The following is a 15146-nucleotide window of genomic DNA, read 5'->3' on the forward strand; positions in this document are numbered from 1 at the left end:
GGATATTTCGAAACCGCCGGATACAAGGAGGTATCCGGCGGAGCTACAGAGAAGTACTCGTGCGTTTTCGAAATATCCACCCCATTACCTGAGCGCCCCGGAACCAACGACTATACTCAGGTAAATTAATCAGAGACTCCCTAAGCCTCTTCAAATTCCAATGAAATTCCAGACCTGGATTCTGACCTTAACTTTATTTTATCTTCAAAAGGCCACTTTATTGAAATACACCTAACAAAACTACCCGCATCACAGAATGCAACCACCTCCCCCTCTATGCTTTTATCCCACGAAGATCCGTTCCAATTTGCAAAATCATAACATCCCGCCTCAGGACCCATTCGAACAGCAATAAAATACAAACCCTTCAGAAAAGGAGTACCATATTTCCATTCAATTTCCAGCATAAAACCCTCAATTTCTTCTGAAGAATCTAAAAATCACACTGAACTGCCTTGAGGCTCTTCTCTTTTAAATAGCGACAAGACAGCCACAACCGGCATTCAGCAAGGGCTACCAATCCAGGAAAATTCAATATCCTTGCTATGCAGATACCATCTCGATATCACCCAACCATTTGCAAAGAGAGGATAGAATTAAGATTTCTCATTAACCTTGAGCACCCCACCCTGATCCTCCCACCGTACTTGCACTTCAAGCGGGCTGAATTGATAGAGGTAATCGGGGATATCTCGCCCCTCAAACTTTCGTTGAACAAAGTCGTACACCTGAGGTTCCAGAATGGGGCCGAGGTGGATATAACCCTGGGGTTCCCCCCGCTTAACAAAGAGCACAGAGCAAGGCGTAGCGATAACGTTGAGCTCGATCGGCAATTCGGAAGAATCTGCCAGTGAATTCAGGACAAAAAAGGCCCAGTTGTCCCCTGCTGAGACCGCGAAGTCATTCAGGTAATAGGAGAAGTCACCGTAGGTTTCATCAGTCTTATTGAGACTACTATTGAGGGTAACTACGATGGCTTTACCGGACGCCCAGGCTTCCGCCATTGACCGGCTGGCGGTGTCGGCCGAAGCGCAGGCAGTTACCAAAAGCGCCAGACTCAGGATAATTGATGAATGCAGCATTTTCATAGTCATTTCAAACTCTTTAGCGGGATTAGCTGGCCTCAGATACTCCCCCCAACTTCATACGCCGACTCCAAAGGGGGCAGCCGAGATATTGTATATTCAGCAGAGCACCTTGACCGGGACGCTAGTCTCACCTTCTGCCAAGATCGGGATGATCAGCTTTTCGAAAGATTGTCTCTTCATACCCATCACCTTCACTGGTGATGAACATTACTAGGATCGAGATGGATTAGAAAGTGGTGAGCAAATCATGACTTCCTGGCTTTTTTCTACATCTCTCTTATGCGACAATTAGGCGATGAAGAAATTAATAACTACATTCCTATTTCCGATTGCAGCTTCAGCGGCAGATTTGGAAACAAAAAGCTTCCTTGTCAGCATAAAGTCAAATTGTGGCGAAGGCGATGTTTCTTGCAACCAACTGATTTACAAAGGTACCAGCAAGAAAAGTGGAAACACCATTACTTTAAAAGGAAGCTCTTGGCATACCTTATGCTCTGATGGCCTTACCCCTTGCCGCTTTCTCGGCTATAAGTTCAAGAACGGAAACATCACTTATTATGTACATCAAGATGGTTTGCTGGAAGTGGTACATGATCGAGGCAAAATCTTAGTTAGCGAGCAAGGGAAGTGGCAAGAGTAGCGTCATCAAATAAAAAGCAGCCAAAGACACGCTGGTGCGTAAAGAAATTATGGCACATGCTTTCAAGCAATAAGTGCAATTTTTTATGCAGCGAGCAAATCGTCTCGCCGCCTAATAAATAACTCATCCGGAGGCCGGCCGCCTCTACTTGCTCTTGGTCTACCGTTTAACCACTCCATAACGAATTGAACTTCCTCATCTGTCACCTTGGTAAAATCTGCATCCTTCGGAAAGTACTGCCGAATGCGGCCATTGGTACTTTCGTTGATCCCCCTCTCACAGGATGCATAGAGGTGAGCCAAGATAGATGTCCGCTTCTAATCCTTTCGCTATCACACCGTGCTCAGAAAACTCTAGCCCATTGTCAAACGTGATCGTTTTGATCTTATCTTTCAGGTGTATCGTGTGATCAACTGCGGCCCCGGATAACAGACCAGCTCTTTTCCCAGTTAAGCGAACAACAACTGTGTAAATAGTATGCTCCCTGTCCAGTGTTACGGCGTAGACCACGGCTGATTGTGGAAGGGTGTCACCCCAGGTTTTTGGCAATCTCAACTTGAGAGTGCCCGGCTGTTTTCAGGCTGTAGATCTGCTATCGTTCATTCTCGGCCAGCTGGTTGTAGTTCATCAGTGCTTTTCTCGTGGTGGGGAAAGGCGTAGCTCTACCAACTGGCCGTTCCCTTACCAATTGCACTTATTATCCGAAAGCGAGAAATGATTAATTCAATAGAAGAGGCTTATCAGCTGTTAGACAGCATGAATGCCCCAAACCGCCTGAAAACTCATGTAAGGCTGGTTGGAGAAGCTGCAGAGATACTAATTCAAAAATGTGAAGATCTCGGTTTGAATCTAGATTTCAATTTTATTCGCATGGGCGTAGCCATTCACGATATTGGAAAAATCGTTCACCACCAAGAAATGACAGGCCCAGGATCTAATCATGAGCCGGAAGGCGAAAGAATTTTACTAAACAAAGGTGTTTCACCTAAACTGGCTAGAGTTTGTTTATCCCATGCCAGGTGGCAGGAAATGGAGTGTTCCACGGAAGAGCTCATTATCGCGCTTGCGGATAGCCTGTGGAAAGGTAGGCGCGCTGAATTGCTTGAACTCGAAATCATTGATCGGTTTGCCAGAAAATTAAATCTTGACCGCTGGGAAATTTTTTCAGAACTGGATTTGGCATTTGAGGATATTGCATCCGGTGGACATGAGAGATTAGAGCGTAGTATTAGTGGTTAATTAAATAGCCTTTGACGAATTCGAGAGCGAATATAGTAAATTTATGAGTGCACAGACAACGAGAGAAACAACGGGAGCATAAACTGCTCCCCGCATCGACTTATTCATATTTTGGCCACTAACGCATCTTTAGCTATCAGGGCATTGACGCAGGTGTCGTGGAAGTCCCAAAGTGTAAGGTCAAATCAACTCACATAAGCTCCAAAGAGGCAGCTTTCTATTATCCGCTTTGATAATCTGTGGCGCTTGTATCTGCTAAACTCTTCTCTGCTTTGTATTTAAAACGAGGAAATTCAGATGAGAGCCCGACTACTATCCAAGATACTTGTTATTACCTTCGTTTCTTTCGTTCTCACTATTCCCCAGGCTTTCGCAGGCGAGCGTCCTCCGGCAGGAGCTAAGCCTTTAGTTGAAATCATCCAGAAATTGGAAGCGGAGGGGTACTCGCCAATCACCGAGATATCGATGGACAACGGGGTTTGGGAAGTGGAGGCATACAAGGGTAACGAAGCGCGTGAGCTGAAGGTTAACCCCCTAACTGGTCAGATTGTTTCAGACCGAAAAGACGACTGAAACTCCACAAGTGCCAGGAAGCGCTGATTGAACCGCACGAACACTACAGCAGCTTCCTGACACTCAAGATCGAGTTACCCCTCGATCAATATGCACCCTCGCTATAAATCAGCTCATAGCTATGGCTATAGATTTCTACGATGTTTCCAAACGGGTCTTCCATATAAATCATACGATAGGGCTTCTTTCCGGGATAATAGTAGCGCGGTTTCTCCATACGTTTTTTTCCACCAGCAGCGACGATGCGTTCAGCCAGATCTTCAAGATTCGGGTCTTGTACACAAAAGTGGAAAACGCCGGTTTTCCAATATTCGAAGTTATCATCTGGGTTGGTCTGATTTTTAAACTGGAATAGCTCCACGCCAATACGGTCTCCCGTAGACAGATGCGCAATTCGGAAGCTTTCCCACCCTTTACCGAATACATCTGTGCACATTTCGCCAATAGGACTGTCGTCCTCCACGATATCTGTCGGCGCCATAATCAGGTACCAGCCCATCACCTGGGTATAAAATTCAACCGCTTTCTCCAAATCCGGGACCGAGATTCCTATATGTGAAAAGGTTCTTGGATACACATTGTTCATCGCTAGTCTCCCTGTATTGACAATAAGGGTAGGCTACGCGCAGTATTTGATTACGAAAAATTATTATTTCTTATTTAAACAAGTACATTATGTGATGCTAAATACCACTTGGTTACGCACCTATTGCACCCTGGTCGAGGTAGGTCATTTCACTCGTACTGCTGAGCGGCTCCATATGACGCAGTCGGGCGTGAGCCAGCAGGTGCGCAAGCTGGAAGAGCAATTAGGTGTCGAGTTGCTGGTTCGGCGAGGAAAAGGGTTTTCTCTTTCCGACGCTGGAGAGCGGTTATATAACGAAGCACGAGATATCTTGTACGCCTTGTCGGCACTGGAGCAGCGCATTGGTGAAGATCCCCCGTACAAGGGCCTGGTGCGCCTGATGTCTCCGGGCAGTGTAGGGCTCAAGCTTTACCCTCATTTGCTTGCACTGCAGCAGCAGCACCAGGAACTCATTATCGACTACCGGTTTGCACCGAATTCCGACATCGAGCACGCGGTTGCCGACTCCAAAGTGGATATTGGACTTATGACTTCATGCTCCAACCTGGCTGATGTCACTTGCCAAGCTGTTGCCACTGAACCGCTGCTGCTGGTCACACCGGAAGATGTAATGGAGCCGGATTGGAAGACCTTGATGGCACTGGGTTTTATAGACCACCCGGACGGCAGCCACCACGCTGGACTACTGCTCAGCGCCAATTACCCTGAATTCCAACACTATGGGCAATTTCAAAAGAAAGGGTTTTCAAATCAGATAAGCCTGATTCTTGAGCCGGTTAGTATGGGGTTGGGTTTTACTGTGCTGCCCGCTTATGCTGTTGAGGCCTTTCCCAAGCCCGGCAGGATAAAGGTCCATAGTCTAGCCCAACCTGTCAGCGAGACGCTCTACCTTTGTCTTCAACGCCGTAAAACCCTACCGAAAAGAGTGGAAACAGTAATCTCTGAAGCCAAGCAGTTATGGTCTTTCTAAGGAGCTTCTGATTCATTCACACGGGACCAGCAATTTCAACGCACACAAAAAAAGCCGGGGCTATACCCCGGCGCAGACCAGATCCTGTGAGGTTGCCGAATATCAAAGGAGACTCGTGTTCCTTTGACCTCCCGTGGTCGAAAAAGATCAATTCAATACGCGATATCCGCGACTGAGCAGACAGTTTTTGGTAATCCGGTCTGCTTCGACGTGCGCACTGCCCACACCGGAGACGCCACCGAGTACTGCGCCGGCACCGGCACCGGCCGCAGCTGCACTGCTGGTGTCACCGATAATGGCCCCCAGGGCACCGCCAAGGAGGGCACCGCCGGCGGCCCGTGTTATACCCCGGCGCCCTTCATCGGCACGGGTGGCATAAGCCAAGCTTTTGCAGTCCGCCAGGTCTACCTGATACTGACGCATATTCACGCCATAGGTGTCGATCACTATGCCTCCGGCACCAGGCACCTGCTCCGGTTGCGCGGCACAGCCGATGATCAATGTCGCACTGAGGCCTAAGGCGGCAGCAACAAACTTCATCTGATACTCCTCTCAAGCTCAATTTTTCAGCGCAGTGGGCGCGCCGCTGAATGTCGCGTCGTTCTTCATTAGGTTTAGCTGCTGGTTGAAGTTGGCGCCAGCTGAGGAGAGGAAAAAGATTGACTGAAGGTCCGCAGACGAATTGCTGGAAATGTCAGAATGGATCGGTGGCCGCACAGCCTGTCCATAAGCCGCGCGGCCCCGACGTTACCGCAACGCTATGAGGAAACGGTAGCCAGTGACACCCCGCCATCTCCATCGGCGAAATAGCTCGCCAATTGTTGCCAACGCGCCCGCACCTGAGCCAGTTTTTGCGCGCGCACATGGCCGTAGCCACGCACCTGAAGCGGCAGTGCGAGCAATTCAGCGGCGAGCCCGGCGTTGTCGCTGTTCAGGCGCTGGGCCACGGCGTTGACCGAGCGGTGTACCTGTCGGGCCCAGTCGCGCTCGACACGCCGCTCACGGGTATAGCCAAAGGGGTCAAAGATAGTTCCGCGCAGCCTTTTGCCCTTCGCAAGCAGAGGCATCAGCTTGCCCATCCAGGGACCGAATTGCATTTTCTTCACGCGGCCACTGGCATCCGGGCGTGCCAGCAGCGGCGGTGCCATATGGAATTTCAGTTTGTAATCGCCGGTAAAGGTCTCTTGCAGCTGATGCTGAAAATCCTCGCCACAATAGAGGCGCGCAACCTCGTACTCATCCTTGTAGGCCATAGCCTTGTAGAGGCTGTTGGCGGCAACCCGGGTAAGCGACCCATCGCAGTTCGGCAGTTTTTTCTCCGATTCATACAAGCGCTCGATACTGCGGGAGAAATGGCGCGCGTAAGCGGCGCTCTGGTACTCGGTCAGCTCCGCACTCAACCGCGCAATCAATTGTTCGACGGTTTCTTGCGGTTCTACCAGCTTCACCGGCTGTGCCGGTACCGCCAGCTGCTCCACCGTCTGAGGATCGACTGCCAGCAGGCGACCAGCGCGGAAAGCGCGCAGGTTGTTTTCCACCGCCACGCCATTTAACTCTACTGCCCGCTCCAATGCCGCCGCACCAATGGGCAGTAGGCCTTTCTGGCATGCATAACCCAAAATCATTAGGTTACTGGCAACGGTATCGCCAAACAGAGCCTGGGCGTATTTGTTCGCGTCGAAAGCGAAATACTCCGCACACAGGGATTGGATACTCTGCTGGGTGGCATCAGCGGGAAACGCCAGCTCATTGTCACGAATAAAGGCGGCCACCGGAACTTCAGCGGTATTGACCAGCGCGCGCATTCTGCCGGAAGCAAACTTCGGCCTCTGGTTGGCTGCGGTGACCATATCGCAACCCAGCAGCAGTTCCGCGGCACCGTCGCGAATGCGCGCAGTGGTGATTTGTTCCGGCTCCCTGGCGATTTTCACATGCGCCACCACTGCGCCGTTCTTTTGCGAGAGCCCAGTAAAATACAGGGTGGTACTGCCCTTCTCTTCCAAATGCGCGGCCATACCAAGCAACGCGGCTACGGTCAGCACACCACTGCCGCCGATACCGGCCACGAGGATACTGAGGGGTTTGTCCAGATCCGCCTGCGGCGCCGCTGGCAGGCCGGAGATGGCTTCGTCCAATGACTCCGCCAAAGACTGCACCGGCGGCTTTTTCAGTTCTCCGCCCTCAACCGTGACAAAACTCGGACAGAAGCCATCTGCGCAGCGCATATCCTTGTTGCAACTGGACTGGTTCACTTGGCGTTTACGGCCAAAAGCAGTCTCCAATGGCTCGATGGCTATACAGCTGGACTGCACACTGCAATCGCCGCAGCCTTCACAGACGCGATGGTTGATCAGCAATCGGGTGGGCGGGTCGGCCATCTGCTTTTTCTTGCGCCGGCGGCGCTTTTCCGCCGCGCATACCTGTTCGTAGATAATCGCCGTCACGCCCTGGGTTTCACGCAGGCGGCGCTGCAGGCTATCCAGTTCCGAGCGTGGCTGTATTTCCACCGCCGCAGGCAGCTGGTTGCGATGCTTGTGCCAGTAGCCGGGATTTTCACTGACCAGTACCACTTCGCGCACGCCTTCGGCGAGCAGCTGCGCTGCCAGGCTGGGGGCAGTCACTTCGCCATCGGCGGGCTGACCACCGGTCATCGCCACTGCGTCGTTGAGCAGAATTTTGTAAGTGATATTGACTTTACTGGCCACTGCCTGGCGGATCGCCAGCAGGCCCGAATGATTGTAGGTACCGTCGCCCATATTCTGAAAAATATGGCCCGCGGAGGAGAAGCGGTGCAGCCCCACCCATTGGGCACCCTCACCTCCCATATGGGAGTAAGTGTCGGTGCGCAGGCCTTTGCCTAAAGCCATGATATGGCAGCCGATACCGGCGCTGCCGAGGCTGCCCTCTGGCAGTTTGGTGGAGGTATTGTGTGGGCAACCGGCACAGAAAATCGGCTCGCGGGCGAGCAGTCCCTCGGCTCTGGCAGGAACATCGCCGCCGAGCTTTTCCGCCAGGGGCACAATTCTCTCCGCCAGTTCGGTGTCCGCCAGCCAGCGGGCGATGGCCTTGGCCACCTGATCCGGGCCGAACCCCCAAATAGCCGGCAGCAGGTCTGCGCCATTGAGATCTTTTTTGCCCACCACTTTGGGGCGGCGGTTGTCTTCCCAGCTGTAAAGAAGGTTTTTCAGCTGGTCTTCCACCAGCGGGCGCTTTTCTTCCACAACCAGCAATCGCTCCATTCCATCGGCAAAGGCACTCATGCCCCTGGACTCCAGCGGCCAGCTCATGGCGACTTTGTAAATGGAGATGCCTGCATCCAAAAGGTCCTTTTCGCTCAACCCCAGTAATTCCAGCGCTTCCAGCAAATCGCCGTGCGCCTTGCCCACTGTGACTATGCCAAAACGTTTTCGCGGGGCGGAGACGATGGTTTTGTCAAATCCGTTGGCATAGGCAAAGGCCTGCGCCGCCGGCAGGCGCTCTTCCAGCATGCGCCGCTCGTACTCAAGGCGCTCTGCGGGCCAGTTCAGGTGTGGATCGTAGTTGAGGCCGTGGGCGGGAATCGGGAAATCTGCCGGAACCGTAAACCGCGGTAGCGTTGGCACCATTAGGGAAGCACCGGCCTCGACGGTTTCGGTGATCGTCTTGAAGCCAACCCAGAGGCCAGAGAAACGCGACAGGGCTATCCCCGCCACACCGAGAGTCAGATATTCGTCGATGGTGGCTGGGAACAACAGGGGCATCATAACCGATTCAAAGATTTGATCGGTGTTATGAGAGAACATAGAGGACTCGGCGGTGTGGTCGTCCCCACACAGGGCGAGAACACCGCCCAGTCTTGATGTGCCCTGGATATTGGCCTGGCGGAATACGTCGGCGCTGCGGTCCACGCCGTGGCCCTTGCCGTACCAGATGGCAAAGACACCGTCCCGGGTGGCCTGTTGGCGGTAGTGATCCAGTAACTGGGTACCCCAGATATTGGTTGCGCCCAAGTCTTCGTTGATGCCCGGTTCAAAGTGGATGTCCCGCTCCGCCAATAGCGCCTTGTGCCGCCAAAGTGCCTGGTCGTATCCGCCCAGTGGGGAACCCCGATAGCCGGAGATAAAACCGGCAGTGTTGTGTCCGTCCCGCTCGTCCATCTGCTTTTGCATTAAGGGCAAGCGCACCAGGGCATCAATACCGGTCAAAAACACCCGGCCCGCTTCGCGGGTAAACGCGGCCTTTAGGGAGTATTCGTTATCGAAACCCAGTTCCTGATCCGTTTCGACCATTGCCATGGGTGCCACCTCGTCAGCGTATTTATTATCCGTTTGTTATACGCCGGTAAAATTAACACCCTCCGACCAAGCAGGTCATACCAAAATAGGCACCAATAAGGCATAATACCGGCATAAGTCACCAAAGACCGGCCTAGAACAGCAACGAATCACTCAATTTGCACCATTTTAGGGAATGTAGCTCAAACCCGGTTTTCCGCTTCCGGCCCCGGGCCACCCTGGCAGCAAGCCCGGTGCCCTCACCCAACGAGAGAGATGAATAGAACAATGGCCTATATATTGGATGCCACTGATAAAAAGATTCTGGAGATACTGCAGCAAGACGCCACCATCCCCAATATCGAGCTCGCGGAGAAGGTTTGCCTTTCGCCCTCTCCCTGCTCCCGCCGGGTGAAGAACCTACACGAACAAGGCTTTATCAAGCGTGCCGTGACCTTGCTGGAGCCGGAGAAGGTGGGCCTGCCAGTGAGCGTGTTTATTCAGGTAACCCTGAACCACCAAGTGAAGCGGGAGCTGCAGGATTTTGAGTCGGTCATCGCCCAGTGGCCCGAGGTGATGGAGTGCTATCTGATGACCGGTGATTTTGACTATTTATTGCGCGTAGTAGTGCCGGACCTGCAGGCCTATCAGGAATTTCTGGATAAAAAACTCACCGAATTGCCGGGTATCGACCATATCAAGAGCAGCTTTTCCCTCAAGCAGGTGCGCTACCGCACCGAGTTGCCTCTGGACCAACTGCTGGGGAAATAGTTTTCTGAAGTTCCGCAACGTACCGCTTAGCGCGCAGGCGGCGTAGCCATTGCGATCCTACACGGGCAAATCCGCGTATCCGGCATAAGCACCACAACCGGTGCACTCGGCGCCGATTGTGGCCCAGGGCCTGCCGGGGAATTAGGCCGCGGCAGGCCGCCGCTCGACCAGGCCGCTGATAAAGCCGGCGAGCAGAATTCCGAGCAACAGCAGCCACAGATGAACCCTGGAATCACTGTCTGCCGAGGGCTGCGCCACCTCTTCCAGCTTTTGTCCACTGACCTGCTGGGTCGGCGCCGCGGCCGCTTGCGGAGCCGGGGACACATCAGCTGCCTGAGCGGTCGCCAGGGGCGCCAGGCCGAAACCTGCAGCCTGCGCGTCGACAAATGCCTTGAATTTCTCGTTATCGGTGGCCACGTCGAACGTTTCCGCTAACTCCGCGTAAGTTTCCACCATTTTCTTGACTGTCTCCGCGTCCGCTGCCCAGTAACCTTTGCGCACGGATTCCAGCATGCGCTCCAGAATTTGCGCCAGGGCTTCGGCATTGTGGGTCTCGAAAAACTCGCGCATCTCCAGCTGGTATTTGTCGTTCACGTAGACTTCAAACATTTCCTGCCACTGATCGTCGCGCACCGCTTCCGGCGTCATGACTTCCCAACCCCACATGTTATTAACCCTGTCCAGTATCGCCGTGGCACCGGCGTAGCCGGATTCCTGCATGGCCTGAATCCAACGCGGGTGGAAATAGCGGCTGCGCATTTCCTGATTGATAAACTCATCCAGTGTCTGGGTTTTGATGTCGTCCGTGCGACGCAGGTTGGACACATACATTTCCGGTGTTTTGCCATCCAGGTTGCGTACCGCCAGACCGACGCCGCCAAAATACTGGAAAGGGTCATCGTTAGTCATCAGCGCGTAAAGGTTGGTGGAGCGGGAAAAAATCACCCCATCCGTGCCAGACAGCACTCTGCCGTAAAGACCTGCGTCTCTTTGGTCTTCGCTCCAGCGCGACTCGTCTTTGCCGTAGGCAAAACCCATGCGACGCATATAGAGATCCGCCAGCTTGTCGTCCGTCTCCCAGGTATCGGAGGCCAGGCTGGCACCGCTCAGGCCAGTACCGTAGGCACCTGTCTCATTAGAAAAAATACGCACCGACGACAGGTACTGCGCATCCTCCTCGCTCTTGCCCTCTTGCAGCAATTCCTTCTTCAGGGACTGGCTGTGTCGATAGACAAAGTTGTTGTCGTCTTTCATCTGCGCCACCTTGTCGATGGCCTCTGCCAGCCACAGGATCACGTTGGGAAACGCATCCCGGTAGAGCCCTGTGGCTGAGATCACCACATCGATGCGCGGCCGCTTCAGCTCTGAATAGGGAATGACCTCGGTACCGATCACATTGCCCTGTTGATTCCACTTGGGCTTTAAGCCCAGGGCGTGCAGTATCTGCGCTTCCAGGGCGCCCTGGTGACGCATGGTTTCCAGGGACCAGAGCGTAAAGGCCAATTTATCCGGGTAGCGGCCGTGTTTGGCACGGTAGTCGGCAATGGTTTCTTCCATCAGTTGCACCCCGGCTTCATAAGCCGCTTTGGACGGTACCTTGGCCGGGTTGAAACCGATCAGGTTGCGCCCTGTGGGTACTGCCTTGGGGTTGCGTATCGGGTCACCACCGTGGCTGACCGGGATATAGCCGCCGTTCAGAGCCGACATCAGGTTTTCCAGCTCGGCAATACTGGCGAAGTTGTCTGCGTACTCGCGACCCGCTTGCAGTTGATTCCTCAGATTTTCCGACAAGTGCGGCAGTTCGCCACCGGAAAGGTAGGTATCCAACAGTTGATAGCCGGGCTGGGCTTGCAGCGCTACCACATTGCGTTCGTCCCTGGCCCTCTCTGCGGGCAGACTCAGACCATTTGCCCGCTCGTATTCGGCGGCGGCCTTGATATAGCCATCCCCCAGCATCTGCAACAGCGTACTGGTGACATGCTCGGGCTTGGGCAGTTGGCCAAAGCGGTGCACCCCCAGGGGCTGACTCATTTCCGCCAGTTGATTCAGATAATCCTGCAGATGGTTGAGCTGCGTATCGAAGTCTTTATTTAAGGCTTCCTTGGACAGCCCCAAGTCCGCGAGCATATTGAGTTTTTCTGCCAGGGCCGCGATCCGGTTGCGGGTATTTTGTCTCGTCTGCCCTTCCCCCAACACCTGATAGCTGCTGATCAGCTCCGAAAGCTCCGCCACCTCGGCGTACAGACCGGCCTTGGCAAAACCGGGCGTCAGGTGGCTGATCATGGTGGCGCGCCCGCGTCGCTTGGCCTGCATCGCCTCGCCCACATTGTCGATGATGTAGGGGTAAAAAACCGGAATATCACCCACGGCGAGGTTGGGGGCATCGTACACCGAAAGACCCCGCTCCTTGCCCGTCAGCCACTCCTGGGAACCGTGTGTGCCAAGGTGAATATAGGCGTGGGCACCAAAGGTCCGGCGCGCGTAGAGATAGACCGCCAGATAAGCGTGATTAACCGGAGTTTTCATATCGTGATACAGGGAGGCATGGTCTTTCGCATTGTCCGCGCGCAGCCCCTGTGGCAGAACAATCAGGTTGCCGAGCTTCATGCGCGGTATCACGAAAGCCGGCTCGCCGTTGTGCTCGGCGAGCATGGCGTTGTCTTCTGGTTTTCCCCATCGTTCGACAATGGGATCACGCACCTGCGCAGGCAGGGTGTCAAACCATTCCCGATAGGTGAACAAGGGCATCCAGTCCGCCAAGCCCTTGTCAACGAGGGCGGTGGTATCTTCGCGGCGATAATAAGGGCGCAACAGCTGCCCAGCCCAGTCAATCAAGGTGTCTGAATCCCGCAATTCGATCTGGTAACCGCGCGCTTTCATCTCTCTGGCAATGGCTTCAATTGACGACGGCACGTCCAAAAAGGCAGCGCCTATATTCTTTTCCCCCGGAGGGTAATTCCAAATAAAGGTAGCCACCTTTTTCTCGGCGTTGGGAATATGCGCCAGACGCGCGTGGTTCCAGGCGCGCTCCACCAGCGCGTTCAACTGATCCTTCATTACCGCCTTGATGCCCTTGTCGTTGGCGGCGATCAGCACCGGATCGATGCTGCCGGTATCTTCCGGCATGACCAGGAAAAACGGCGTCAAAGAGGGGGATACACCGCTGTTATCCGCCGCATAAGCCGCTTCATCACCCTGTGTGTAGTTGAGTGCGTGGATCACCGGCACGCCGAGTTTCTCAAATTCGGCGCGGCGTTTGGTCACATAGTGCAGCGCCCGATAGTTGATCATCAGATCGATCCGGGTCCGGCCTTTGTCATCCTGCAACAGTTCCGGATAGTTGAGCGGCAGGTCTTCACCCTCAAAGAAAAAGCCAAATGCTTTGGCGCCCTTATCTTGTAGCCCGGCAATTAGTGCGTCCACCACTTGCCGCTGCTCGTAGTCAATAACGGAACGGTGAATGGCGACGGCAATCACCGGCTGTTCATCTCCGGCCTTGAGCCAGTTGAAGAAGGCGGTTTCCTTGTCTGTCATCAGATTGGGGTAGTCCGGATGGTAAAGTCCCACCTCCGGGACTTCTATAGGGACAGGCACCGATACGTCCGTAAGAGCAAAAACCTCTGATGACAGGTAGCGCATCAGATTGCGGTAATTCTTGCGCCCCGCATTGTTAAAGTAACCACCGATGCGACTGCGCTGTTCACCATTCAGGCCCTGATTCATCGCACTGTTTTCCAAGTCACCCAGGGAGATGACCGGAACCTGCGGGTACTTTTCCAGCAGCGGTCGGAATTTGGCAAACAGGTACTGGGACAAGGCTGGATTAATGCCATCGAGCATTATCAAGTCCGCAGAAGACCAGGCTTGCTCAATCTGTTCCTCACTTTTGCCCTTGCTCTGGAATACCTCGAGCGTAAATGGCTGGTCCGCCGATACTTCCTTCAGCAGTTCCCCTTTGGCCACCGCCGTGTGGCCGGACATCATCAGCAATACTTTGATTGAATTGGCCGCGCCGGATTCATTCGCCTGGGCCAACAGGGGCGACAGCAGTCCAAACAGTAATCCCAAGCAATACAGACTGTATTTTCTCATTGCGATTTACCTCCAGCGCCCTGGGATGTACCAGCCCCCGCACTTCCCTTTTTATTGTTTTCCGGTACATAAACCAGGCTGCCGTCGGCCATCTGGTAGGCAACTCCGGCACGAGTGCCTTCGCCGGAGCCAATCTCTCCTGTGGACTTATACTGTTTGATCTCCTTGCCGTCCTTAACGATCACTTCCATTTCTGGCTCACCGGCATTTTTAATAACCGTAACCTTTTCGCTGGAAAAGATATTGAGCGGATTTTGTGCAATGGCGATCAGTAGTGCGGCAATGATCACCAGAAACACATCAATCAAATTAACCGCGCTCAGAATCGGATTCAGCTCCTCATCCTCCTCCAGAAAACGCATCAGGCGGCCTCCTTCAGTTTGCGGATGTTGATCAGTTCTGAGGCAAACCAGCGCTTTTTCACGGACGCCGGCCAGAAGGTCAAGGTAGAAATGGCCAGTCCCCAGATCACCGCGGCGAAGGCGATAATCAGATTTTCACTGATCCCCTGTATATTGCCGTCCGCCAGCGCGCGCAGTGCCGGCCCCATCGGGACCATGGTCGCAATCAGGCCCAGCATGGGCGCTATGCGTGTAGCCAGGCGCAGCAGTTCCAGCCTCTTCAATGCGAAAACTTCCAGCTCATCTTCGCTCGCCTGGGGATTGCGCACATAGTAATTGTGTACTTGGTAGCCGGGCAGCCATTGCGCCTCCCCGCGCTGAAGAGCCCGTTCATAGGCCACCGCGTTCTTCCTGCGCAACATCCAAAGGGAGATGAAACGGCCGCAGGCGTAAAGGGAATAGACAAATAACCCCAGAATGGCCAGTAGTACGGGGGCCATAAAGAGGTCGGCCACGCTGGCCATCAGATTTTCAATTGCCTGAATGTTCAAAGAGCACCTCGCCAGCTTTATTGGTATGCATTGGACGGGGGC

General features: G+C 53.7%; 13 protein-coding genes and 1 pseudogene. 5 read left to right on the forward strand and 9 right to left on the reverse strand.

The genetic code is table 11. From position 1 onward, the window contains the following. Positions 1-140: 140 nt before the first annotated feature. Together BM155_RS16825 and BM155_RS13500 are read right to left on the reverse strand one after the other, a co-directional pair. Positions 141-407 (reverse strand): hypothetical protein, encoded by a 267-nt coding sequence (locus BM155_RS16825; RefSeq protein ID WP_082817433.1) that lies wholly within the window; start codon positions 405-407, stop codon positions 141-143. Positions 408-596: 189 nt separating this feature from the next. Further along, complete coding sequence (locus tag BM155_RS13500) at positions 597-1094, reverse strand: hypothetical protein (protein ID WP_074903688.1); 498 nt, start codon at positions 1092-1094, stop codon at positions 597-599. A 289-nt stretch (positions 1095-1383) separates the two neighbouring features. Between BM155_RS13500 and BM155_RS13505 the strand changes: the two genes are divergently transcribed. After that, positions 1384-1728: a hypothetical protein gene (locus BM155_RS13505; protein WP_074903690.1), complete on the forward strand. Its 345-nt coding sequence runs from the start codon at positions 1384-1386 to the stop codon at positions 1726-1728. Between the two features lie 83 nt (positions 1729-1811). Here the strand turns inward: BM155_RS13505 and BM155_RS17895 are convergent. Next, positions 1812-2205, reverse strand: a pseudogene (locus BM155_RS17895) (IS30 family transposase); the annotation flags it as partial. Positions 2206-2442: 237 nt separating this feature from the next. Between BM155_RS17895 and BM155_RS13515 the strand changes: the two are divergent. Continuing rightward, a complete protein-coding gene (locus BM155_RS13515; RefSeq protein WP_074903696.1) occupies positions 2443-2967 on the forward strand; it encodes an HD domain-containing protein in 525 nt (174 codons plus the stop codon). Positions 2968-3264: 297 nt separating this feature from the next. Continuing rightward, positions 3265-3540 carry a PepSY domain-containing protein gene (locus BM155_RS13520; RefSeq protein WP_074903698.1) on the forward strand — a complete coding sequence of 92 codons (276 nt, stop codon included), beginning with the start codon at positions 3265-3267 and terminating at the stop codon, positions 3538-3540. A gap of 85 nt (positions 3541-3625) precedes the next feature. Here the strand turns inward: BM155_RS13520 and BM155_RS13525 are convergent, their stop codons facing one another. Further along, on the reverse strand, positions 3626-4126 hold the full coding sequence (locus tag BM155_RS13525) for a lactoylglutathione lyase family protein (RefSeq protein ID WP_067152963.1): 501 nt from the start codon (positions 4124-4126) through the stop codon (positions 3626-3628). Here BM155_RS13525 and BM155_RS13530 point away from each other — a divergent pair. Further along, a complete protein-coding gene (locus BM155_RS13530; RefSeq protein WP_254773194.1) occupies positions 4119-5096 on the forward strand; it encodes a LysR family transcriptional regulator in 978 nt (325 codons plus the stop codon). The two genes, BM155_RS13525 and BM155_RS13530, sit on opposite strands and share 8 nt — an antisense overlap. A 147-nt stretch (positions 5097-5243) precedes the next feature. Here BM155_RS13530 and BM155_RS13535 read toward each other — a convergent pair whose 3' ends face one another. Both BM155_RS13535 and BM155_RS13540 read right to left on the reverse strand, forming a co-directional pair. After that, positions 5244-5636: a hypothetical protein gene (locus BM155_RS13535; RefSeq protein WP_067152959.1), complete on the reverse strand. Its 393-nt coding sequence runs from the start codon at positions 5634-5636 to the stop codon at positions 5244-5246. A gap of 218 nt (positions 5637-5854) precedes the next feature. Then, entirely contained in the window at positions 5855-9370 is a 3516-nt protein-coding gene (locus BM155_RS13540; protein WP_074903700.1) for an indolepyruvate ferredoxin oxidoreductase family protein, read from the reverse strand. A gap of 255 nt (positions 9371-9625) precedes the next feature. Here BM155_RS13540 and BM155_RS13545 point away from each other — a divergent pair, with 255 nt between their 5' ends. Beyond that, complete coding sequence (locus BM155_RS13545) at positions 9626-10120, forward strand: Lrp/AsnC family transcriptional regulator (protein ID WP_269454584.1); 495 nt, start codon at positions 9626-9628, stop codon at positions 10118-10120. Positions 10121-10261: 141 nt separating this feature from the next. Here the strand turns inward: BM155_RS13545 and cobN are convergent, their stop codons facing one another. Genes cobN through BM155_RS13560 form a run of 3 tightly spaced genes read right to left on the reverse strand, consistent with a single transcriptional unit; the run spans position 10262 to position 15104 of the window. Then, positions 10262-14212, reverse strand: coding sequence for a cobaltochelatase subunit CobN (gene cobN, locus BM155_RS13550; RefSeq protein ID WP_074903702.1), 3951 nt, complete (start codon positions 14210-14212; stop codon positions 10262-10264). Next, on the reverse strand, positions 14209-14574 hold the full coding sequence (locus tag BM155_RS13555; protein ID WP_067152951.1) for a DUF2149 domain-containing protein: 366 nt from the start codon (positions 14572-14574) through the stop codon (positions 14209-14211). Before BM155_RS13555 ends, cobN begins: the two co-directional genes overlap by 4 nt. Continuing rightward, positions 14574-15104 carry a MotA/TolQ/ExbB proton channel family protein gene (locus BM155_RS13560; RefSeq protein ID WP_067152949.1) on the reverse strand — a complete coding sequence of 177 codons (531 nt, stop codon included), beginning with the start codon at positions 15102-15104 and terminating at the stop codon, positions 14574-14576. The genes BM155_RS13555 and BM155_RS13560 overlap by 1 nt, the downstream gene beginning before the upstream one ends. Positions 15105-15146 lie beyond the last annotated feature (42 nt).

It is taken from the genome of Microbulbifer thermotolerans, assembly GCF_900112305.1.
Classification (GTDB): Bacteria; Pseudomonadota; Gammaproteobacteria; order Pseudomonadales; family Cellvibrionaceae; genus Microbulbifer; species Microbulbifer thermotolerans.